Raw genomic sequence first — 22,603 nt, 5'->3', positions numbered from 1 at the left:
CCGCTTTGAGCGGGTTTAGGGATGGTTATCCTGAATCCGGAATGTGGGTGGTACCACGGGTGAATTATTGGTTATGATAATCCCTCGTCCCTGTTTGTAACAAACAGAGACGAGGGATTTTTTGTTATTTTCAGGAGGGATTGGCTGTGGCAAAGGAAAGATTTGAGAAGCCTACGGGCACGCAGGATGTGCTTCCGGGTGCAGTGGAGAAATGGCAGGTTGTAGAGAGCAAGGCGAGAGATCTCTGCCGGCGGTTCAATTACCGTGAGATCCGCACACCGATGTTCGAGCACACAGGGCTCTTTGAACGCGGCGTGGGGGAAACAACAGACATCGTGGAAGGTGAAATGTACACCTTCAAGGATAAGGGCGACCGCGATCTGGCGCTTCGTCCGGAAGGAACAGCCGGTGTAGTGCGTGCCTATGTTCAGAACAAGCTGTATGGTGAACCGGATGTCAGCAAGCTGTACTATATCGGACCTATGTTTCGTTACGAACGGCCGCAGGCAGGAAGATACCGCCAGTTCCACCAGTTTGGTATTGAAGCCTTTGGAGCGGTAGACCCGGCTATTGACGCGGAAGTAGTATCTATGGGCTATCAGTTCTACAAGGATCTGGGACTGAAGGATGTAAAGGTGGAGCTGAATTCTGTAGGGAATGCGCCCAGCCGTGCGGCTTACCGCGAGAAACTCCTGAACTTCCTGCGGCCAATGCGGGATACCCTGTGCAGTGACTGTCAGCGCCGGATGGAGCGCAATCCGCTGCGCGTGCTGGACTGCAAGGTGGACCAGGATAAATTTGGCGGCGCACCATCCATTCTTGATAGTCTGGATGAGGAGTGCACCACACATTTTGAGCAGGTCAAAGCACATCTGGATGTTATGGGTGTTGAATACAGTATTAACCCCCGTCTTGTACGTGGTCTCGATTATTACACGCATACCGCGTTTGAATATAAAGCGGCTGGTATCGGCTCGATTGATACTGTTGGCGGCGGCGGCCGTTACAACGGTCTGGTGGAAGAAATCGGCGGGCCGGATCAGCCGGGCATCGGATTTGGAATCGGATTGGAGCGGATTCTGCTGATTCTGGAGAATCAGGGTGTAGAACTGGAGCCAGCCAAGCCGCTGGATGTGTATTTTGTCGCTCTCGGGGAAGCTGCAGACATGGAAATTACAAAGCAGCTGTTCACGTTGCGAAGCCTGGGGTACTCTGCGGAACGGGATTACCTTGGACGCAAGATGAAGGCGCAGATGAAATCGGCAGACCGTATGAATGCACGGTATACAGCGATTCTGGGCGAAGATGAGCTGAGCAGCGGCGTCATAGCCCTGAAATCGATGGAAACAGGTGAACAGCGGACTGTAAGGCTGGAAGACCTGGCAGCATCACTGATTTAGGATTGACATGGATAGGAATCCACAGCAATTAATGAAACCAAATAGGTATTTTAACCATAAAGGGGTAGGATAAATTATGAGTAGAAGTCATAACTGTGGACAGCTGACATTAGGGCATATTGGCGAGACGGTAACACTGAACGGCTGGGTGCAGACCCGCCGCGATCTGGGGGGCGTGCTGTTTATCGACCTGCGCGACCGCAGCGGAATTGTGCAAATCGTGTTCAACCCGGACTACTCCGGTGAAGCGCTGCAGACTGCTGACAAGGTTCGCAGTGAATATGTGCTGTCCGTTACAGGTAAAGTTGTGAAGAGAGATGAAGAAACCATTAACCGCAATCTGCCTACCGGCGAGATTGAAGTACAGATTACAGAAATCGAAGTACTGAATGCAGCCAAGACTCCACCATTCTTCATTGAAGATGGAGTGGAAGTCGATGAGTCCCTGCGTATGAAATACCGTTACCTCGACCTGCGCCGTCCGGAAATGTACAAGACCATGCTGCTCCGTTCCAAAGCGGCCAAAATCTTCCGCGACTTCCTGGACAGCGAAGGTTTTATCGATATCGAAACCCCAATACTGACCAAAAGCTCCCCGGAAGGCGCACGTGATTATCTGGTACCAAGCCGGGTGCATGATGGTGAATTCTTCGCGCTTCCGCAGTCGCCGCAAATCTACAAGCAGCTGCTGATGGTTGGCGGCATTGAACGTTATTACCAGATGGCCCGCTGCTTCCGTGATGAGGACCTTCGCGCAGACCGTCAGCCGGAATTCACCCAGTTCGACATCGAGACCTCATTTATGCCTCAGGACGAACTCCTGTCCATGATGGAATCGCTGATGCAGCGTCTCCTGAAAGAAACAATTGGTGTGGAGGTTTCCACTCCATTCCAGCGCCTGACCTACGCCGAGGCTATGGGCAAATACGGCTCTGATAAGCCGGACCTGCGTTTTGGTCTTGAACTGGTAGAAATGAACGATATCGTAGCCGCCAGCGGTGTGAAAGTGTTCGCCTCTGTCATTGAAAAAGGCGGAGAAGTGAAGTGCCTCAACGCCAAAGGCTGCGGCACCTGGACCCGTAAGGAAATTGATGACCTGGGACCTTATGCTGCACGTTACGGCGCGAAGGGCCTGGCTTGGATTCAAGTAAAAGACGGCGAGTTCAAAGGCCCAATCGTCAAATTTTTCACGGAAGAAGAGATCGCTGCTGTGAAGGAGCGCACAGGCGCTGAAGAAGGTGACCTTCTGCTCTTCTCGGCTGACAATAAGAAAGTTGTGGCAGATGTTCTTGGGGCGTTGCGCCTGAAGATCGGCCGCCAGCTTGGCTTGATCGATGACAGTGTATTCAAATTTGCTTGGGTAACTGAATTCCCGCTTCTTGGCTATGATGAGGACCAAAAGCGTTATGTAGCGGAACACCACCCGTTCACCCGTCCTATGGACGAAGACTTGCATTTGTTCGACACAGATCCTGGTGCTATCCGCGCGCAAGCCTATGATATTGTACTTAACGGCTATGAAGTCGGCGGCGGCTCGCAGCGTATATACAAGCGTGATGTTCAGGAGAAAATGTTCGATGCCCTTGGCTTCACAACAGAAGTAGCCTATGAGAAATTCGGTTACCTGATGGATGCCTTCGAATACGGCACGCCTCCGCATGGCGGAATCGCGTTTGGGTTCGACCGTCTGATTATGCTGCTGGCAGGCCGTACCAATCTCCGTGAAACGATTGCTTTCCCAAAAACAGCAAGTGCAACCGATCTGCTGATGGATGCACCTGCACCGGTTGACGCTAGTCAATTGGAGCAGCTTCATATTAGACTGGCTCCTAAGCCAGACAAAGAAAAGAAATAAATCATTTTGAAGTTCTGTAAGCTTATGCTTACAAAACTTTGATAGGAGGCTGTACGTTATGCTGCATCAGTTCTCACGTACGGAGCTGGCTATTGGACCAGAAGGTCTGGAGATCATGAAAAATAGCACAGTGGCAGTGCTCGGGATCGGCGGTGTGGGTGCTATGGCTGTTGAAGCTCTAGCCCGCACCGGAATCGGCCGGATTATCCTGATAGACAAGGATACGGTAGATATCACGAATATCAACCGCCAGATTCATGCACTGACCACAACCGTTGGCCAGAACAAAACGGATCTGATGGTGGAGCGCATCAAGCTGATCAATCCGGAATGCGAAGCGATTGCGCTGAACATGTTCTATACGGAGGAAACGTATGAGGAGCTGTTTAAGTATAATCCTGATTTTGTAATCGATGCTTCGGATACCATTATCTATAAGATTCATATCATCAAGGAATGCCTGGCCCGGGGAATTCCGATGATTTCAAGCATGGGCGCAGCCAACAAAATGGATCCAACCCGTTTTCAGGTGGCTGACATTTCAAAGACCAGCATGGACCCGATTGCCCGTGTCGTACGCCAGAAGCTGCGCAAGGAAGGTATCAAGAAAGGCGTTAAGGTTGTGTTCTCAACGGAAGAACCGGTGAAGCCGCGTGAGGATGTTACAGAACAGATTGTTCCCGCCAATGCGCCGGACCGGCGCAAAGCCAAACAACCTCCGGCCAGCAACTCGTTTGTGCCCCCGGTCGTTGGTCTCATTATGGTTAGTGTCACCGTACGCGACTTGCTGGAGGCAGGCGGCATCACTGTATAAGAAGCGCTGATTAAGAAGGATGACCGCAAGGTACTGGGAATGAATGATTTGTAGAACAAAGGGCGTACAGCCGCCATCCGGCTGTTTACGCCCTTTTATTGAAATATAAGAATTTATATGTTTCATGCTATAAATTATCCTTATATTTCTCGCTGTAACGGATACCGTCCTTAAAAGGACGGCGAAGCCGTTTCCACTTGCGGTTTATTAATGCAACAGAGGCTTACCCGTGATTCAATGATTAGTGGAGGTTTTTTTATGAAATCGAAGGTTTGGCGAAATAGTGTAGGCCTGGAGCCGGGCGACAACTGGAAAAGGGAACTCTCGGCAGGTATTCTGTCCTATTTTGCTTCTGTATATATTGTGATGGTCAACGCGGCAATTCTGCATGATGCAGGGATGCCGCTGCGGGCAGGGATGGTGGCAACACTGCTGACGGCAGTTGCAGGCTGTCTCCTGATGGCCTTTGGCGGCAAAACGCCGATTATAGTGGTGCCGGGTATGGGCATCAATGCTTTTTTCACCTATACGCTGGTGCATTCCATGAAGCTGGACTGGCGTGAAGCGCTCGCAGTAGTAGTCGTAACAGGAGTGCTGTTCGCCATTGTGGCATTTACCTCGCTGTACCGGATTTTAAGCGATGCGATTCCCCATAATTTGCAGCATGCGATTACGGTCGGGATCGGGCTGTTTCTGACGTTTATCGGTCTGCAAAAAAGCGGCATCGTTATTGCCCATCGCACGACCTTTGTCGCCATCGGCCACTTTAGTAATCCGGCTGTTATCACCTCCTGTGTGACTCTTATTCTTGCGCTGGTGCTGTTCATCCGTGGTACAAGGGGCGGACTGCTGATCAGTATGCTGACAGGTACGGGGCTGGCTTACCTGCTGGGGGCGGCACATGCACCGGAAAAGGCAGATTCAGGGCATATTTTTGCTGGATATGGTGATGTGTTTGCCGGAATGGACTGGAGCCGGGGGATCAGCCTGGTCTTCTGGATCGCTGTATTCCTGCTGCTGCTGATTGTTGTGTTTGAAAATATCGGCCTCATCTCGTCCCAGACGCTGATGGCAGGCCGTCCGGAGCGCTTCAAAAGCAGCCTCCGTGCGCTATCCATCGCCAATATCGCTGCCGGCCTGTTCGGCAGCAGCCCTGTGGTTGCGGCTGCTGAATCTACGGCAGGGATTGCTGCAGGCGGCCGCTCCGGCCTGACCTCACTGGTCACAGGCCTCCTGTTCAGTGCCACGTTCCTCTTCATTCCGCTGCTGGCCTACGTGCCGGACAGCGCCATTGCGCCGATTCTGATTGTCATCGGGGGTCTGATGGTGCAGAGCGTACGCGAGATGGATCTCAGCGACTTGACCGAGCTGTTCCCCGCATTCCTGATTATGGTGATGATTCCGTTCACCTACAGTATCGTGGACGGCATGGCGTTTGGCTTCATCACCTACCCGATTGTGAAGCTGGCTATGGGCAAAGGCAAAGAGGTTCCGCCCGCGCTGTATGGCATCGCCGGTTTATTTGTGGCCAACTTTGTGCTGCATGCTTTGATGGGATAGTCTATTTCCCTCGGAAATGGAAACCGTTTCTGCTTGGTTCAAAAGGGATGGTATTCCAGAATCTGTTGTGATATGATGAATATCCTTTTTGTGTGAGTGAAGCCAGTCTTGCACGGGGCAAATCAGGGTGTGCGCTTGCCGTGAGCAGGCGTATGCCCATAGACTTTTAGGAGGTAACTGAAATTGGAGGACAACTTTCAAAGTGCCTATCAAGAGGAAGAAGACAGGCTGAACAGCGCGCTTACGGAGATTGACACCGTTCTTGAGAGACTACGGGGCATTCCGGTATACACTGGGCATGAGTATACGGAGCAGGTGCTGGAGGACTCAAGAGAGCAGCGGCGCAAAGATCTTGCCAAGCTACGGCAGGAGCCTTATTTCGGACGGCTTGATTTTCAGGGCAAGGATGAGGATGAACGCAAGGCGCTCTATATCGGTAAAATCGGTGTAGACCGGGAACAGGTAAGCGACCGTCCGCTGGTGATCGACTGGCGTGCTCCGGTAGCGAGCCTGTTCTATTCGTTTACCGGCGGGACGGAGCCGGCCTCCTACGAAGCTCCGGAGGGGCTGATCGAAGGGCTGGTGTACCTGAAGCGGAACGTAGTGATCCGCAAGCAGATTCTGGAGCGGGTGGCAGATACCTATAACCGCGACAGCGACGCTCCGGCCGTATCGGATGAATTTCTCGTCTACAGGCTGGGCGAGAACAAGGACAACCGGCTCCGTGATATCGTCTCAACGATTCAGGAGGAGCAGGACAGGATTATCCGGGCGGCAAAGAACACCGCGCTCATTATCCAAGGCGTGGCGGGCAGTGGGAAAACCACGGTCGCTCTGCACCGGCTGGCGTTCCTGCTGTATCAATACAAGGATCAGGTATTAGCGGAGAAAATGATTATTTTTGCGCCAAACCGGATGTTCCTGGATTATATTTCGGATGTGCTGCCGGAGCTTGGCGTCGGCAATATCGCCCAGAGCACCTTCCCGGACTGGGCAGCAGATGTGCTGGGGGTTGTGCTGCCCGAGCAGAATGCAGCAGATACTATGAATCTTTGGTTTGAACGCGAAGGCGGTATGCCGGAGATTACGGAAGAAACACCAGGCCGTTTCAAGGGATCGACTGCCTTGATGGGAATTATTGAGTCTGCTATTGGCCTCCTGGAGAACGGTGCGGTGCCGGAAGGCGACTTCAGTCCCTGGGAAGGCTCAGTGCTGCGCCGGTCCATGATTTTGCGCTGGCATAATGAGGAGTACGCTCCGTATCCGCCGGCCAAGCGCAAGGAACGGGTCATGGCTCGGATTCACCGCTGGATTGAAATGGAGCTGAAGAAGAGCCCCTCGGCTGCGGCACTTAAGGACCGGAAGAAGAAAAGTGCGGCGCGCGAAAAGGCCTACAGCACAAAATGGCCGAAGTATGATCCGCTGATGATCTACAAGCAGATTTTCCGTGCCGTAAAGGTTCCTGAGGATTGGCCGGCAGAGGCGCCGGACAGAATTCCGCAAGGTGTGCTTAAGCTGACGGTCAAGGACCTCAAGAAAGGTATTTTGCATGAAGAGGATCTGCCGCCGTTGCTGTACATTCATTATTTGCTGAACGGCAATGAAGGCAGCAGCCGTTTTGACCATATTGTTATTGATGAAGCGCAGGACTTTTCACCTTTTCAGATTGCAGTACTGGATTTGTATGTAAAAGGTCATTCCTTTACCATTCTGGGCGATTTGTCCCAGGGGATTCATGCTTATAAAGGCGTGCATGCCTGGGAAGAAATGCAGACCCTGTTCGCCCCTGAGCACACGGCTTACCATGCGCTGACGCGCAGCTACCGTTCAACCATGGAGATTATCGAATTCGCCAACGGCATTCTGTCCGCCGGAGTCGGCAGCAGCCTGCTGGCCGTACCCGTCTTCCGCAGCGGAAATCCGGTTCGGCTGATTCCATACGCAGAAGAGAAGCCGGAGCATACAGCAGGCGGGGACAGCCGCATGGAGGCCGTTAGAACGGCGCTGGCATCGCTCTCGGGCCGGGAATACAGGACAGTGGCTATATTGACCCGCAGCCTGCGGGAAGCCGCAGAGCTGTACACAGAGCTTGCAGGGTCGTTCGATGATATTCATCTGATCGACGGCAGCATGACCGAATACCGGGGCGGGCTGTCCGTGCTGCCGGTCTACCTGTCCAAGGGGCTGGAGTTCGACGCTGTAATCCTCGCTGATGCGGATTCAGACCATTACGGTGACGCGGCTTGGGATGCGAAGCTAATGTATGTAGGCTGTACCCGTGCTCTCCACGAGCTGTGGATGCTCCACGGCGGCAGTCTTCCGCCATATCTTCGGAATGGGGATGGGACTGGGACTGCACTAGGGTGGCCTGAATAAGAAATTCCGTAATTTTCTTTCCCCTCCGTTCTGGTGGAGAACGATTATAACTATTCTTGAACTTGTAACCGGGGCTTCCCTATGGCTTAATAATAAGTGTCCGGCCGGGCAAGATTACTTCTGGAAGGAGGCTGATTGGAATGTTTTCAGAATACGAGGTGGTTTCCGTCTAGTGCGGAAGCCTGTATACGAGGAGGCCGCGAGGCCTCCTTATCATTTATGAAGAGTACATTACATTGAATGTAGACGCTAACCACAGGGTTTTATATAATGAAATTACGGTTTTACCAAATTTGAGGAGAAGAAAGGAGGCAGGTGACATGAAGCTGATGAACAGCGCAGTGATCGGACACAAGGGAACACACCTGTTGAAGGAGGAAACGGTACGTGAGTTATGTAAATGGAAAGGATGTGCTCCCCCCGGGTCTGCTCGAAGAGCTACAGGGATACATCCAGGGTGAACTGCTCTACATCCCGAAGAAAACGGAAGAGCGGGTAAAATGGGGCGAGAACAGCGGCTCCAGGCAAGAGATTGCCAGCCGCAACGAGGAAATTTTCTGCAGTCACAGCAGCGGCTGCTCGGTGAACGAGCTGCAGAAGAGGTATCACTTATCTGAAGAAAGCATCCGCAAGATTATTTCAAAAACACGGCTGGCGATGAACCGCTAGCCTGAACTTTGAACAAAGAGCATGGCACCCGCCAGGAGAGCGAGGTCATGCTCTTTTATTTAAATATAAGCATTTATATGTTTCACGCTATAAATGATCCTTCTATTTCTCGCTGAAACGGATATCGTCCTTTTATAGGACGACGAAGCCGTTTCCACTTCGCTTGCTGCTGCCGTGTGGTATGATAGAGAGCGGTAATGCTTCATAACGCCTACAAGATTATAGCAAGGAAGTGGAATCATGGATTTATTTTCTTTCGGTGAGGAACCCGCGGGCGGACGTCTGCTTGCAGACCGGATGCGCCCGGAGAATCTCGATGAATATATCGGCCAGGAGCATATTGTGGGACAGGGCAAGCTGCTGCGCCGTGCGATTGAAGCCGACCAGGTGTCTTCCATTCTGCTCTATGGCCCGCCCGGCTGCGGCAAGACGACCTTGGCCCATATTATATCCCATCATACGCAGGGGGAATTTGTACGTCTTAATGCGGTGGAGGCATCGGTTAAGGATGTGCGTGAGGTCATTGAGCGTGCCCAGAGCAATAAATCTTTGTACGGCTCGAAGACGATATTGTTCCTGGACGAGGTGCACCGTTTTAACAGTTCCCGCCAGGATGCGCTGCTGCCTGCTGTAGAGAAGGGCACGATAATTTTTATCGGAGCGACTACCGAGAACCCGTTCCATTATGTAAACGGAGCGCTTTTGAGCCGCTCCACGCTGTTTCAGCTGGAATCACTGACAAGTGAGCATAGCTTGGTTGCGATGCACAGAGCGCTGGCTGATGAGAAGCGGGGGCTGGGATTCATGCAGCTGCAGGCGGATGAAGAAGCGCTGCAGCATATTGCCGGCATGGCCAACGGCGACATCCGCCGCGCACTGAATGCGCTGGAGCTGGCTGCCATGACAACAGCACCGGAGGCTGACGGCAGCGTTCATATTACGCTTGCGGTAGCGGAGGAATCCATCCGCCGTCCGATTGTCAAAGCCGATGAATCGACGCAGTACGACATCCTGTCGGCTTTTCATAAGAGCATCCGCGGGTCCAGCGATGCTGCTCTGTTCTGGTTCCTCTATGCCGTGGAGAAGCTTGGCATGGACCCGATGACGTTCATCCGGCGCCTGATTGCGGCCAGCAGCGAGGATATCGGCTTGGCCAATCCGCAGGCGATGGTACAGGCGGTCAGTGCTCTCGAGGCCTACCGCAATAATGGCTGGCCGGAGGCCAGGCTGAACATCGCACAGGCCATTCTGTTCGCCGTGGAGAGTCCGAAGTCGAATGCCGTCGTGATGGCGATTTCGAACGCGCTGGATAGTATTGAGGAACTGAAATCCGCCGAGGTACCGCTCCATCTAAGGGATACGCATTATAAGGGCTCATCGGTGCTTGGCCACGAAGGATACCAGTATCCGCATGATCATCCCGGCCATTATGTGAAGCAGGAATATTTGCCGAAGGCGATTGCCCGAAGGGTCTTTTATCAGGCTACCGAACAGGGTAATGAGGCGAAGATCCGCCATAACCAAGGCTTGCGGCGCGGACAGTAGCGTACATCAAGAGGTAGAAAATATTTGCACAGAACCGTTCTTTTACGAAATGGGGCAGCATGGCCTCTCGTAAGAGAATGGTTTTTTTTGTGGAGATTGGATAGAAGTCGAATATCCACGCGAAAATATGATCGAAATGGAAATATTTTTACAAAAAATACTGTTTTCGAGAGATTTTTTACTGTAAATATATAGAATTAAATCCCTGTATATGGTATATGTGTATATGGGATGAGTATATCCTGACATGATTGTGGGAGGTGGGAGATGAATCTGGCGAATGAACACGATTACAGTCTGGACACTGGGGAGGTATTGGTCCGTGATGAAAGGGATCGAGCAGGCATGTAAGATGAGGAAGAAGAAGGGAGCTGGGCTTGGATGAACCTGAAGAAACGGAAGAAACGGAAGCAAGGCCTAATCTTATCATTATGTGTAATGTTATCATGCACGTTGGTCTCAGGAGCAGCATTTCACCCGTCAGTCAGCAAAGCGGAGGGAAGTGGATTCAATTATGCAGAGGCACTGCAGAAATCTATCTATTTCTATGAAGCTCAGCGATCCGGGGACCTGCCGGGTAATAACCGTGTGGAATGGAGAGGTGACTCCGGGCTGCAGGACGGTGCGGATGTTGGTCACGATCTGACCGGAGGCTGGTATGATGCGGGAGACCATGTTAAATTCGGGTTTCCTATGGCGTACACAGCCACCATGCTGGCATGGTCAGTCTATGAGTACAAGGATGGTTATGTGCAATCAGGCCAGTTGGATGAGATTCTTGGCAACATCCGCTGGGCAACAGATTATTTTGTGAAAGCGCATACCGCTCCCAATGAGCTGTGGGGACAGGTCGGTAACGGTACGGCGGATCACAATTGGTGGGGGCCGGCGGAGGTCATGCCTATGGCGCGTCCGTCGTACAAGATTGATGCTGCTCATCCCGGCTCAGATCTGGCGGCAGAAACTGCTGCAGCCTTAGCATCGGCATCAATCATTTTCAGGGACTCGGATGCGGCATATGCGGACAAGCTGCTGCTGCATGCGAAGCAGCTGTACAATTTTGCCGATACGTACCGTGGGGTATACTCCGATAGTATCACTGACGCCAAGCAGTATTACAATTCCTGGAGCGGCTATGCCGACGAATTAAGCTGGGGCGGAGTTTGGCTCTATATGGCGACTGGCGAACAGACTTATCTGGACAAAGCCGTAGCCGCCAGCAACTCGTGGGGCACCAATCAATCTGGTCAGTGGGGCTATCAGTGGACCCAGTCCTGGGATGACAAGCATTATGGTGCACAGCTGCTGCTCTCGCGTATCACAGGCGATCCCCGGTTTATTCAATCTACTGAGCGGAATATGCAGTATTGGACAACCGGGGTGAACGGGACAACCGACCGTGTAGCCTATACACCAGGAGGGCTTGCCCATCTGGACCAGTGGGGGGCACTGCGATATGCGGCAAATCAGGCGTTTCTGGCCTTTGTCTATGCCGACTGGGTAACCGATCCGGTTAAGCGGAATACAGCCCGGACGTTTGCCGAACGGCAGATGACCTATATGCTGGGTGATAATCCCCGGAGCAGCAGCTATGTCATCGGCTTCGGCAGTAATGCACCGCAGCATCCGCATCACCGGACTTCACATGGCTCCTGGAGCGACAGCCAGACTACCCCTGTCAACCACCGCCATGTTCTGTATGGTGCACTGGTGGGTGGACCATCCAAGACCGACAGCTATACGGATTCGATCGGCGATTATGTCTCGAATGAAGTTGCAACCGATTACAATTCAGCTTTTACAGGCGCTTTGGCCAAAATGATGCTCTTGCACGGGCAGGGGCAACAGCCGCTTAGCAACTTCCCTCCGGCGGAAACACGGGAGGATGAAATGTTCGCCGAGACTTCGGTGAATGCGAGCGGCAGCAATTTTGTGGAAATCCGGGCGCTGATCAATAACCGTTCCGGCTGGCCGGCACGCTCCAGCAGCTCAATGTCATTTAATTACTATGTGGACTTAAGTGAAGCTCAGGCCGCAGGGTATGGACCGGAGGATATCACGGTCAAAGCAGGAGGCTACAACCAGGGCGGGACTGTTTCGCCGCTGCTGCCCTTTGACGAAGCAAATCATATTTATTACACGAAAATTGACTTCACCGGCACCCCGGTTTATCCTGGTGGCCAATCGGCCTACCACAAGGAGATCCAGTTCCGGATTAGTGCTCCGATGAACACGTCTTTCTGGGATAACACAAATGATTTCTCCTTCCGGGGCGTGGCTTCAAGTGCCTCCGCTCCTGTGAAGAATCCGTATATTCCGGTGTTCGACGCAGGTGTTAAGGTCTACGGAGAGCTGCCGTCCGGCGGTAATCCCAGCGAACCCAAGGTTCCGGGCCGTCCAACTGGACTGCAGGCAGCCGCAGGAAATGCCAGTGTTTCGTTGACCTGGAATGCGGTTAGCGGCGCAGCACAGTACAGCATCAAACGTGCACTGGTCAGCGGCGGACCTTATACGGTTGTTGGAACAGTAACAGGAACAGCCTACAGTGACAGCGGGCTGGTAAATGGAGTGGATTATTATTATGTTGTAACCGCTTCAAATGCAGTAGGGGAAGGCACAGCATCCTCACAGGCCTCTGCCCGGCCGCGTGAGACTCCGATACCTGCCAAGGGAGATCTGCGGGTGCAATACCGCACGAATGATACGAATCCCGGGGATTCGCAGATCCGCAGCCAGTTCCGGATTGTGAATACGGGAACCCAGGCGGTAGCACTTAGCGGACTGAAGCTCCGTTATTATTACACTGTTGACGGAGACAAGCCGCAGGAATTTCACTGTGACTATGCTGTCCTTGGCAGCGGGAATCTAAGCGGCAGCTTTGCGAAGCTGGCTGCTCCTGGCGCTACAGCAGATTCTTATGTGGAGATTTCTTTTGCTGCAGGTGCCGGAAATCTTGCTCCAGGCGCGGATACCGGTGAAATCCAGGTGCGCTTCAACAAAGCAGATTGGACAGCCTACAATGAAAACAACGATTATTCCTATGGCGGAACCCAGCAGACCTTCGCAGATTGGGATAAAGTCACGCTTCACCAAGAAGGGAAATTGGTATGGGGATTGGAACCATAAATTGATCCAGAGAGGGAGCATGCCAAAATGATAAAGCTAAGTTCAATCAGGAAACCTATTTCCTTGGCCATGGCTGCAGTCCTGATTCTCACCCTTATGACCGGTACCTTTAATTTCAGACCCGCAACAGCAAAAGCTGCTTCGGTGGAACAGACGCGGTTCCTGCAACTTTACGCCCAACTGAAAAACCCGGTAAGCGGCTATTTCTCGGCTGAAGGCGTCCCGTATCATTCGGTAGAAACCTTGCTCAGCGAAGCGCCCAATTATGGGCATATGACTACCTCGGAGGCCTACAGCTACTGGATGTGGCTTGAGGTGTTGTATGGCTATCATACCGGGGACTGGAGCAAGCTGGAGGCTGCCTGGGATAACATGGAGAAATACATCATACCTGTTAATGAAGGCGATGGTGTGCAGGAACAGCCGACAATGAGCAACTACAACCCGAACAGTCCGGCGACTTACGCCTCCGAGTTCGGTCAGCCGGATCAATATCCGAGCCCCCTGAACGGCAAGTACACTGCGGGTAAAGATCCGCTGGATACCGAACTAAAGTCTACCTATGGCAACAATCAGACCTATCTGATGCACTGGCTTGTAGACGTGGACAACTGGTACGGGTTCGGCAATTTACTGAATCCTTCGCATACAGCCGCTTATGTGAATACTTTTCAGCGGGGCGAGCAGGAATCCGTGTGGGAGGCGGTCCCGCATCCATCTCAGGATGACAAATCATTCGGCAAAACCAATGAAGGCTTCATGAGCCTGTTCACCAAAGAAAGCAATGTCCCTTCGGCACAGTGGCGGTACACCGATGCGACGGACGCTGACGCACGAGCAGTACAGGCTATGTACTGGGCTAAAGAGCTTGGCTATAACAATCCGGTTTATTTGAACAAAGCCAAAAAAATGGGCGACTATCTGCGCTACGGCATGTACGACAAGTATTTTCAAAAGATCGGCAGTGCGGCAGACGGTACGCCGGAAGCCGGAACCGGCAAGGATGCCAGCCATTATCTGATGGCTTGGTATACCGCATGGGGCGGCGGCCTTGGCGCAAACGGGAACTGGGCGTGGAGAATTGGCGCCAGTCATACTCATCAGGGCTACCAGAACGTAGTTGCTGCGTATGCCCTTTCTGATCCGGCCGGGGGCCTCGTTCCGGCTTCAGCAACGGCGGGACAGGATTGGAGCAAATCGCTGACCCGCCAACTGGAATTCTACAATTGGCTGCAGTCATCCGAAGGGGCAATAGCGGGTGGAGCCACTAACAGCTATAAGGGCTCATACAGCGCTTATCCAGCGGGTACAAGCACATTTTATGGCATGGCCTATGATGAAGCGCCCGTCTACCATGATCCTCCGTCCAATAATTGGTTCGGAATGCAGGCATGGAGTGTAGAGCGGGTAGCTGAACTGTATTATATTCTGGCTTCCAGCGGAGATACCACTTCGGCTAATTTCCAAATGGCCAAACGCGTCGTAGAGAACTGGATCGACTGGTCTACTGACTATGCTTTTGTCGGCAGCCGTCCGGTGACAGATTCCGAGGGGTATTATCTGAACAAACAAGGACAACGGATTATGGGCGGTGCTAACCCGCAAGTGGCTACTGTATCCGCACCCGGTGAGTTCTGGATTCCGGGCAATGTGGAGTGGCAGGGACAGCCGAATACCTGGAACGGCTTCAGTAATTTCAGCGGCAACAGCAATTTGAAGGCCGTCACCAAGAATCCGGGCCAGGATACAGGCGTGCTGGGCAGCTATATCAAAGCACTCACGTTCTTTGCTGCTGGAAATAAAGCAGAGCATGGCAGCAATACTGCGCTTGGCGGAACGGCTTCACAGCTGGCCAAATCACTGCTGGATACAGCATGGAGCTATAATGACGGGGTTGGTATCACTACAGTAGAGAAGCGGGCGGATTATTCCCGCTACTTCACCAAAGAAGTGTATTTCCCTGCGGGCTGGACGGGTACTTTTGGACAGGGAAACACCATACCGGGCAGTTCTACCGTAGCCTCTGATCCGGCTAAAGGCGGAAATGGAGTATATGCAAGCTATACGGATGTACTTCCGGACATCAAAAATGATCCGAAGTGGAGTTATCTGCAATCGAAATATAACAGCTCCTACAATCCAGTAACCAAGACATGGGAGAATGGAGCCCCTGAATTCACCTATCACCGGTTCTGGTCACAGGTGGATATGGCCACCGCCTATGCCGAATATGACCGTCTGATCAACAATGGCAATGTGGAACCCACTATACCAAAAGCCCCATCCAAACCAGCGGCAGCAGCCGGCGACAAAAAGGTTGCGCTTAGCTGGAACAAGGTGACAGGTGCAGATAGCTATACGGTTAAGCGGTCAACCACGAGCGGCGGACCTTACACTACACTTAGTGTTGTCACTCAGGCCACCTATAGCGATATTAATGTGCATAATGATACAACCTATTATTATGTAGTGAGCGCCACTAACGAAGTGGGGACCAGCCCGGATTCTCCGGAAGTCTCTGCCAAACCTACAGCTGTGCCTGTACCGACAGTGGGAGATTTGGTGGTACAGTACCGCACAACGGATACGAATGCCGGCGACTCACAGTTCCGTCCACAACTGCGGATCATCAATAACGGAACTACAGCGGTTGATCTCAGCAAACTCAAGCTTCGTTATTATTACACCATTGACGGGGAAAAGGCCCAGCAGTTCAATGTGGATTATGCTACGGTAGGCAACGGCAATGTGCAGGGCAGCTTCGTGAAGCTTGTTCCTGCTGTAGCCGGAGCGGATTATTACGTAGAGATTTCATTCAGTTCGGCAGCCGGCAGCCTGGCACCTGGTGCGAACACCGGGGAGATTCAGCTGCGGATCAACAAAACGGACTGGAGCAATTACAATGAGACAGGAGATTATTCTTACGATCCAACCAAAACAGCCTATACCGACTGGAACCGGGTGCCGCTGTATTTGAATGGCGTATTGGTATGGGGGCTCCAGCCATAATTGGATTGGAATCCCGATAGAGGGATGAAGAGCCAGCACATTTTTATGTAAAATCATGCAAAAGAACCTTCAACCCACAGTTCTGTGGTCTTGAAGGTTCTTTTGCATACGGCTATATCATCAATGCGGCAAAATTACACTTGCGGCTGCGGCACGACTTTCTCGGCAGTCTCGATAATCCCACCGCCCAGGCATTGCTCGCCAAGGTAGAACACGACAGCCTGTCCTGGTGTGATCGCCTTTTGCGGCACATCAAAAGCTACATGTACCGTACCGTCTTCACGCGCGGTCAGGGTTACACCCTGATCAGGCTGGCGATAGCGGAACTTCGCGGTACACTTCACCGGGGCAGTTCCGAGTGTGCCTGCTTCGATCCAGTTCACACCGGAAGCTATCAGACTTGTCGAGTACAGACTGTGGTGCTTGTCTCCTTGAACCACATACAGAACGTTGCGTTCCAGATCCTTCTCGGCAACGAACCAGGGTTCTCCTGTACCAGAACCTCCGATGCCAAGACCCTGGCGCTGGCCCAGCGTATAGTACATGAGTCCATCATGCCGGCCTTTGACTTCGCCGGTGGCGATATCCACCATGTCACCGGATTGAGCCGGCAGGTACTGGCTGAGGAATTCGCGGAAGTTGCGTTCGCCGATGAAGCAGACGCCGGTGCTGTCTTTTTTCTTCGCGGTGTAGAGACCGGCTTCCTCGGCAATCCGGCGCACCTCAGGCTTCGGCAGATGTCCGATCGGGAACATGGCCTTAGAGAGCTGATATTGATTCAGCGCATTCAGGAAATAGGTCTGGTCCTTGTTGTTGTCCACGCCGCGCAGCAGCTTGAAGACGCCGTCTTCTTCAATGACCCGTGCGTAGTGGCCTGTGGCAACATAATCCGCACCAAGCTGAAGCGCTTTGTTGAGGAATTCCCCAAACTTGATCTCGCGGTTGCACATGACATCCGGATTGGGTGTCCGCCCAGCCTTATATTCATCGAGGAAATAGGAAAAGACTTTATCAAAGTATTCCTTCTCGAAATTAACGGTATAGTAAGGAATATCAATCTGCTCGCATACGCGGCGGACATCCTCGGCGTCGGTCTCGGCTGTGCATACGCCGAACTCATCAGTATCGTCCCAATTCTTCATGAAGATGCCGATGACGTCATAGCCCTGCTGCTTGAGCAGAAGTGCCGTAACGGAGGAATCGACGCCTCCCGACATGCCGACAACGACACGTGTATCCTGATTTGCCTTTGTCATCGAAATCACCATTTTCTATGCAAAAAATACCGGTAGGTTGCAGAACCCGGTTCAATGTGTATTATAACATACCTGTCTACCCCAGACTGCATTAGCCAACTGCAAATTGTAGCAGATCTAACGGAATATTTGACAATTTGTCCACCACTGGCGAACATTCTTGCAAAAAATTACGGTTTCCGCTCCAAATGTGTCCAAGGATATGATAACATAAGCTGAGAGCAAACATCGGAATACGTTGATATGACATTTCTCATGTGATGCAACGATTAGATTAACTAACGCCAGCAACTAAACCGAAAGAGGTGCACCTTTGAAAATATCGACAAAAGGACGCTATGGATTAACCATTATGATGGAGCTTGCCCTGAAATTTGGCGAAGGTCCCACATCCCTTAAGAGCATTGCCGAGAAAAATGGACTATCCGAGCATTACCTGGAGCAGCTGATCGCACCGCTGCGCAACGCGGGACTGGTGAAGAGTATCCGCGGAGCCTACGGCGGATATATTTTATCCCGTGAATCCGGCACAATCACCGCTGGAGATATCATCCGCGTGCTGGAAGGACCTATTTCACCTGTGGATTTCACTGAAGAAGACGACCCGGCGAAGCGCGACCTCTGGCTGCGCATCCGCGACAGCATCGCTGATGTGCTGGATTCGACAACCTTGTCCGACCTGATCAACTTTAAAGAAGAAAGTCAAGCGGATAATTACATGTTTTATATTTAATGTCGAGTAAAAAGGAGCGCTGAACCTTTGAAATTCAAGGGTTCAGCGCTCCTTTTGTGTCTGAGAAAATGAGGTGTTACTAGTATTTATCTGCCAGTCCTTTGCAACGGCTTCCAATCAGGACTGTAACTTTTAGGGGAGAAGCTTGAACTCCAAAATGGAGGGATCGCTGCTCTTTTGGTATTTACTTCTTGATACAATAATTGATACATATGATAGTGGGCCACCCCAATGAGTCAATCTATGGCATATGGAGCGGCCCCTTTAATGTCTTTATGCTAGTCTATAACAACGATCTGCCATTCACCACTTTTGTCTTTTTCGAAATAGAATGTATAGGTCATCTCCGCTCCATTGCTGTCAGTCCTCTGATTTTCGCCCTTAACAGGAACTAAGATGCGTCCATTTTCTTCAACCGCCTTCCCTAGTGCAGTGAATTTGACTGGATTGTCTAAGAGATAATCATGCTCGGAACCGATATCGGGACTAAGTGTCTTATGAAAAGCATCTACATCCTTTTGTACAATGGCATCAACAGATGCTTTGAGCTTGTCTTTCATGGCCTTATTAACAAGTGGATCATTTATTTCATCCCATTTGACGTTATTGCTACTTGATTGCGTAGAAAGCTCATTCGTCGCAGCTACCGAGTCTGGTCCTGGTATGCCATAACTGGAAGAAGATCTTTGCTTTACGGTGATCATTTTCATGCCGTCAATCTGCAAAATTTTCTTCTGGACTCACTAGATTTAAGATCGACCAGGATCCATCATCGTTTCGTCGAATTAAGTCTTGTTGCAAAAGAGTAGCGTTTTGCTTGTAACCAGGCTGTAGCAATCCGCCAAGCGTATCTAATTGGTCTACAATATTTGAAAGCGCAGCATAGACATCGCCATCGCCGTTATTAAACTGAGCAGCAAGGGTGGTTATTATCATGGAGATGGGCCAAGGAAACTCGTGGTTGATAAATCGAACATCACGATGCCGTTTAAGAATTTGGATAGCTCGTTGCAATGGGGTCTTAATGAGGGCATCAGGAACGTCTTCAATGCGTACATAAATATCCTGATTATTTTCGAAGATACTGCGTTGTTGGGCGGATTTTACTCGCTCGAACGCAGTTTTATTTTTTTCACTGAACCACTGAGCATATCCGTTAGGATTACTCGAACACCCAATCACTGTTTTCGTAAAGTTTGTTGTTTTATGCAAAATGCGATTGATTTATTTGTTGAATAACATATAATGCAAGTTGTATTATTCAATCAAGATTGGATGGTGGTATTTATATGAAAGTGGTCATTGGAGCAGGGCAGACTAAGTATGATGGTTGGCTTAATACCCAAGAAGATGAATTGAATTTACTGTCTTTGGAAAGTTGGATCAAATTATCTGAACCAGAGAGTATTGATGCACTTTTGGCAGAACATGTGTGGGAACATCTAACTTACGAGGAAGGGATTACGGCGGCGAAGCATTGTTATCATTTTTTAAAACCTGGTGGGTACATTCGTTGTGCAGTTCCCGATAAAAATTTCCGTAACGATTGGTATTAACAGATGGTTCAAGTCGGAGGTCCTGGACCAACGAATCATCCTGCGGCATCTCATAAAATAGTTTATGATGCAAAAACTTTTGTATCAGTATTTGAAATGGCAGGGTTTGAAGTAACGTTGTTGGAATATTGCTATGAGAACGGAGATTTTCATTATACATACTGGAACGAAATGGACGGGAAGATAGGAAGATCATTTCGGTTTGATACAAGGAATTCCATTAATCAATTAGGAATGGTATCCATTATTATTGATGCAAAAAAGCCGTTGCTAATAAAAAGTAATACTTAAGATTGCACGTTATAAAGGTCACCACGCGGTGGTCCTTTTAAACTGCCCTTAAAAACTCCACTGTTGTTTTATTAGATTTCCGGCAGGCTGAAATAAGCATTTGCCCCACCTGCTTTTCAAAGGACAAGTGCTTGTCTATTTCTAATCACCTGAACCAGTATAGATAGTTATCTAAATACTTGGTAGCAACCCCCTGAAAGCGTCTCAACCAAGTTTTTAATCGGCTATGAAAATTATAAACATTTTGAATATGATAGATGCCTTTCTTGACCCGCTGTTTCTTGCTGTCATTGATAGTTTCGTGTTGTAGCCCTTTTAACTTCGCAAATTTCTTATAGTTTGTAGCTGTGTCAGTACAAAGTAACGATTTTGAATCGATGTATTTACCAATTACAGAATCGATTTCTTCAGCTTTTACACGCCCCGTGCCAGCCTTCAAAGCAATCATATTGTGGTTTCGATCTTGGGCAACAACAACGGCAATCTTAAGGTCAGAAATGCCCCTTTTCTCATCCTTAGTAGCTCTTTTTTTTGCATTCCGATGTGTTACTTTTCTTCCCTTCATAGACTCACAGAAGAAAGTTTCATCACTCTCTACAATGCCTTGAAGTTGATTAAAGTCTAAAGAGCGTAAAGCATACAGAACCTTATGCCTCCAATAAAAGGCTGTTGAAATATGGATATCCAGCCTTTTAGCGATTTTAGGTAATGTATATCCTTCAACCATCATTTCCATAAATTTGACCCATTTCTCTGGATACCTTGATCCTGAAAATGGGGTGTTAGTCATATCATTAAATGTTTTATTGCAATCCTTGCAAAGATAGCGTTGGCGTGTCTTGTATTTTTCGTTTCTTTTTACAGATGTGCTACCACAATGCACACAAGCTATCCCGCCATTGAAACGGCTTTCGCGAATACGATTTAACAACTTTGTTATCTTCTCTGGTTGATCGGGGAACAAATCCTTTTTAAGAGCATTAAACAGCTCCAATTGGTCTTGAACTGAGAGTTCATTTGCGTTTTCATACACCTTGGTCCACATTTGTTATACACCTCCCCCACTCTGAATTATATCAAGCTGTAATAGAGTGGTCATGAAAGCAACAATTTATGCGAAAACAGCCTTGTTTATAAACTGGATGGGCAGGAGGAGTGGTTGGAAGAATTCAAACAATAGATGGAATGGTTTGCCTAAAAACGCTGAGATACCTGAAAAGGATGAGAGGGGATCCAGAACACATGATAATGATTTTAAAAAACAAATGCTTCCCCGATAGAGAGAAGCATTTGTTTATTCTTTAAGCTCTTTGATACAGTTCGGAGAATCATTCTTTACATTCCCAACTTCAGCTGAAACGGGGTACGCCATCATTACTTCGGCCGGATATGGTTGAAGGAGCGACATTAACGTTGTTGGATCCTGTAGAGTTCGATCCAGCCAGGTGGCTTCATCTTCAGGTTTTAAAATTACCGGCATTCGATTATGAATTTTTTTAACAAGCGAGTTTGGTTCTGATGTAATGATGGCAAAACTGCTTATTTTTTTTCCATCAGGCGCCGTCCAGGTATCATAGATGCCGGCAAAGCTAAAGATGGCTTCGGATTTCAACAGAAATCGCATGGGTTGTTTTCCAGTGGGTGTTGTTTCCCATTCAAAAAAGCTGTCCGCGGGAATCAAACACCTCTTCCTTAAAAAGGGAATCGTAAATGATGGTTTCTCAAGAAGAGTTTCCGCACGAGCATTTATTGTACCTTTAGTAGGGTCTTTCGCCCAAGAGGGAATAAGCCCCCACTTAAGCATCCCCATACGATTCGCTTGTCCATCGTTTATAACCGTTGTAACCATTTGGGAAGGACTGATATTATAGCGAGGTTCATGATACGATAGACCCACTGATTCTGGAATATAGCGTGAAATTAATTCTTCTAAGGTAACAGTTAAAGTATATCTCCCGCACATTTCGAGATCCTCCTCCCTTAATTCTCGACTTCTGACGTCATTTAATGCCTTAAGCATAAAATGTTAGACATTTTACTTAATATCAAGCTTCTTATGTACGGAGGACTTTATCATTGACATTTAATAAAAGAAGCCGTCTGCCGGAATGATGCAGCGGCGCGAGCTGATCAGGTTCCTGAAGGAGGGTTTGTCCTGAAGCGACTCCTGGCGCGCATTAATCATTTTGCTGCCTTGCTTGTCATCTTTTGACCAGGAGGGCACCAGCCCCCAGCGCAGCTCTCCGAGTCTGTTCTGCTTACCGTCATGAATGACTGCCGGGAGATTCTGCATGGGGGCTGCATTGTATTTCGGTGCATAATGGACAATGGTGGTTTCCTCGATAAAATAATGGAGCATCAATTCTTCCATGCTTACCATAATGGTATATCTTCCGCACATCTTGCAGTGGCC

The 22,603-nt window shown here is 50.0% G+C and carries 15 protein-coding genes and 2 pseudogenes; 11 read left to right on the top strand and 6 right to left on the bottom strand.

The genetic code is table 11. The features are described from left to right. Positions 1-146: 146 nt before the first annotated feature. The 9 genes from hisS to A3844_RS05250 all read left to right on the top strand — a co-directional run bounded on the left by hisS (position 147) and on the right by A3844_RS05250 (position 16,354). Entirely contained in the window at positions 147-1,400 is a 1,254-nt protein-coding gene (hisS, locus tag A3844_RS05290) for a histidine--tRNA ligase (RefSeq protein ID WP_074106790.1), read from the top strand. Positions 1,401-1,476: 76 nt separating this feature from the next. Further along, on the top strand, positions 1,477-3,255 hold the full coding sequence (aspS, locus tag A3844_RS05285; RefSeq protein WP_074086271.1) for an aspartate--tRNA ligase: 1,779 nt from the start codon (positions 1,477-1,479) through the stop codon (positions 3,253-3,255). A 58-nt stretch (positions 3,256-3,313) separates the two neighbouring features. Continuing rightward, the gene (locus A3844_RS05280; protein ID WP_074101942.1) at positions 3,314-4,069 is read left to right on the top strand and encodes a tRNA threonylcarbamoyladenosine dehydratase; all 756 of its coding nucleotides are present in this window, start codon (positions 3,314-3,316) and stop codon (positions 4,067-4,069) included. Positions 4,070-4,327: 258 nt separating this feature from the next. Continuing rightward, on the top strand, positions 4,328-5,629 hold the full coding sequence (locus A3844_RS05275) for an NCS2 family permease (RefSeq protein WP_074106789.1): 1,302 nt from the start codon (positions 4,328-4,330) through the stop codon (positions 5,627-5,629). A gap of 183 nt (positions 5,630-5,812) precedes the next feature. Further along, positions 5,813-8,005 carry a HelD family protein gene (locus A3844_RS05270; RefSeq protein WP_074106788.1) on the top strand — a complete coding sequence of 731 codons (2,193 nt, stop codon included), beginning with the start codon at positions 5,813-5,815 and terminating at the stop codon, positions 8,003-8,005. 387 nt (positions 8,006-8,392) lie between these two features. Then, positions 8,393-8,674 (top strand): CD3324 family protein, encoded by a 282-nt coding sequence (locus tag A3844_RS05265; RefSeq protein WP_074086275.1) that lies wholly within the window; start codon positions 8,393-8,395, stop codon positions 8,672-8,674. Positions 8,675-8,914: 240 nt separating this feature from the next. Next, on the top strand, positions 8,915-10,219 hold the full coding sequence (locus A3844_RS05260; protein ID WP_074106787.1) for a replication-associated recombination protein A: 1,305 nt from the start codon (positions 8,915-8,917) through the stop codon (positions 10,217-10,219). A 381-nt stretch (positions 10,220-10,600) separates the two neighbouring features. Next, the gene (locus A3844_RS05255) at positions 10,601-13,345 is read left to right on the top strand and encodes a glycoside hydrolase family 9 protein (protein ID WP_074106786.1); all 2,745 of its coding nucleotides are present in this window, start codon (positions 10,601-10,603) and stop codon (positions 13,343-13,345) included. Positions 13,346-13,372: 27 nt separating this feature from the next. After that, positions 13,373-16,354, top strand: a complete 2,982-nt coding sequence (locus A3844_RS05250) for a glycoside hydrolase family 48 protein (protein WP_074106785.1) — start codon at positions 13,373-13,375, stop codon at positions 16,352-16,354. 134 nt (positions 16,355-16,488) lie between these two features. On the opposite strand, the gene mnmA is transcribed toward A3844_RS05250, so the two are convergent. Beyond that, positions 16,489-17,610, bottom strand: a complete 1,122-nt coding sequence (gene mnmA, locus A3844_RS05245) for a tRNA 2-thiouridine(34) synthase MnmA (protein WP_074086279.1) — start codon at positions 17,608-17,610, stop codon at positions 16,489-16,491. Positions 17,611-17,923: 313 nt separating this feature from the next. Here mnmA and cymR point away from each other — a divergent pair, with 313 nt between their 5' ends. After that, on the top strand, positions 17,924-18,343 hold the full coding sequence (gene cymR, locus A3844_RS05240; RefSeq protein ID WP_074086280.1) for a cysteine metabolism transcriptional regulator CymR: 420 nt from the start codon (positions 17,924-17,926) through the stop codon (positions 18,341-18,343). Between the two features lie 278 nt (positions 18,344-18,621). Here cymR and A3844_RS05235 read toward each other — a convergent pair whose 3' ends face one another. Continuing rightward, positions 18,622-19,053 (bottom strand): hypothetical protein, encoded by a 432-nt coding sequence (locus tag A3844_RS05235; protein ID WP_143191999.1) that lies wholly within the window; start codon positions 19,051-19,053, stop codon positions 18,622-18,624. Between the two features lie 4 nt (positions 19,054-19,057). After that, the gene (locus A3844_RS05230; protein WP_143191998.1) at positions 19,058-19,555 is read right to left on the bottom strand and encodes a hypothetical protein; all 498 of its coding nucleotides are present in this window, start codon (positions 19,553-19,555) and stop codon (positions 19,058-19,060) included. A gap of 77 nt (positions 19,556-19,632) precedes the next feature. On the opposite strand from A3844_RS05230, the pseudogene A3844_RS05225 reads away from it, so the two are divergent. Then, positions 19,633-20,190 (top strand): annotated as a pseudogene (locus tag A3844_RS05225) (class I SAM-dependent methyltransferase). Positions 20,191-20,227: 37 nt separating this feature from the next. Here A3844_RS05225 and A3844_RS05220 read toward each other — a convergent pair. The 3 genes and pseudogenes from A3844_RS05220 to A3844_RS05210 all read right to left on the bottom strand — a co-directional run bounded on the left by A3844_RS05220 (position 20,228) and on the right by A3844_RS05210 (position 22,591). Continuing rightward, a pseudogene (locus tag A3844_RS05220) lies at positions 20,228-21,235 on the bottom strand (IS1595 family transposase). Between the two features lie 249 nt (positions 21,236-21,484). Beyond that, positions 21,485-22,153: an SOS response-associated peptidase gene (locus A3844_RS05215; protein WP_074106782.1), complete on the bottom strand. Its 669-nt coding sequence runs from the start codon at positions 22,151-22,153 to the stop codon at positions 21,485-21,487. Between the two features lie 120 nt (positions 22,154-22,273). Beyond that, positions 22,274-22,591 (bottom strand): SOS response-associated peptidase, encoded by a 318-nt coding sequence (locus A3844_RS05210; RefSeq protein ID WP_244169681.1) that lies wholly within the window; start codon positions 22,589-22,591, stop codon positions 22,274-22,276. Between the last annotated feature and the right edge of the window lie 12 nt (positions 22,592-22,603).

Source organism: Paenibacillus helianthi, assembly GCF_001909055.1.
Lineage (GTDB): Bacteria > Bacillota > Bacilli > Paenibacillales > Paenibacillaceae > Paenibacillus_AQ > Paenibacillus_AQ helianthi.
This window is presented reverse-complemented; position numbering and strand designations above follow the sequence as displayed.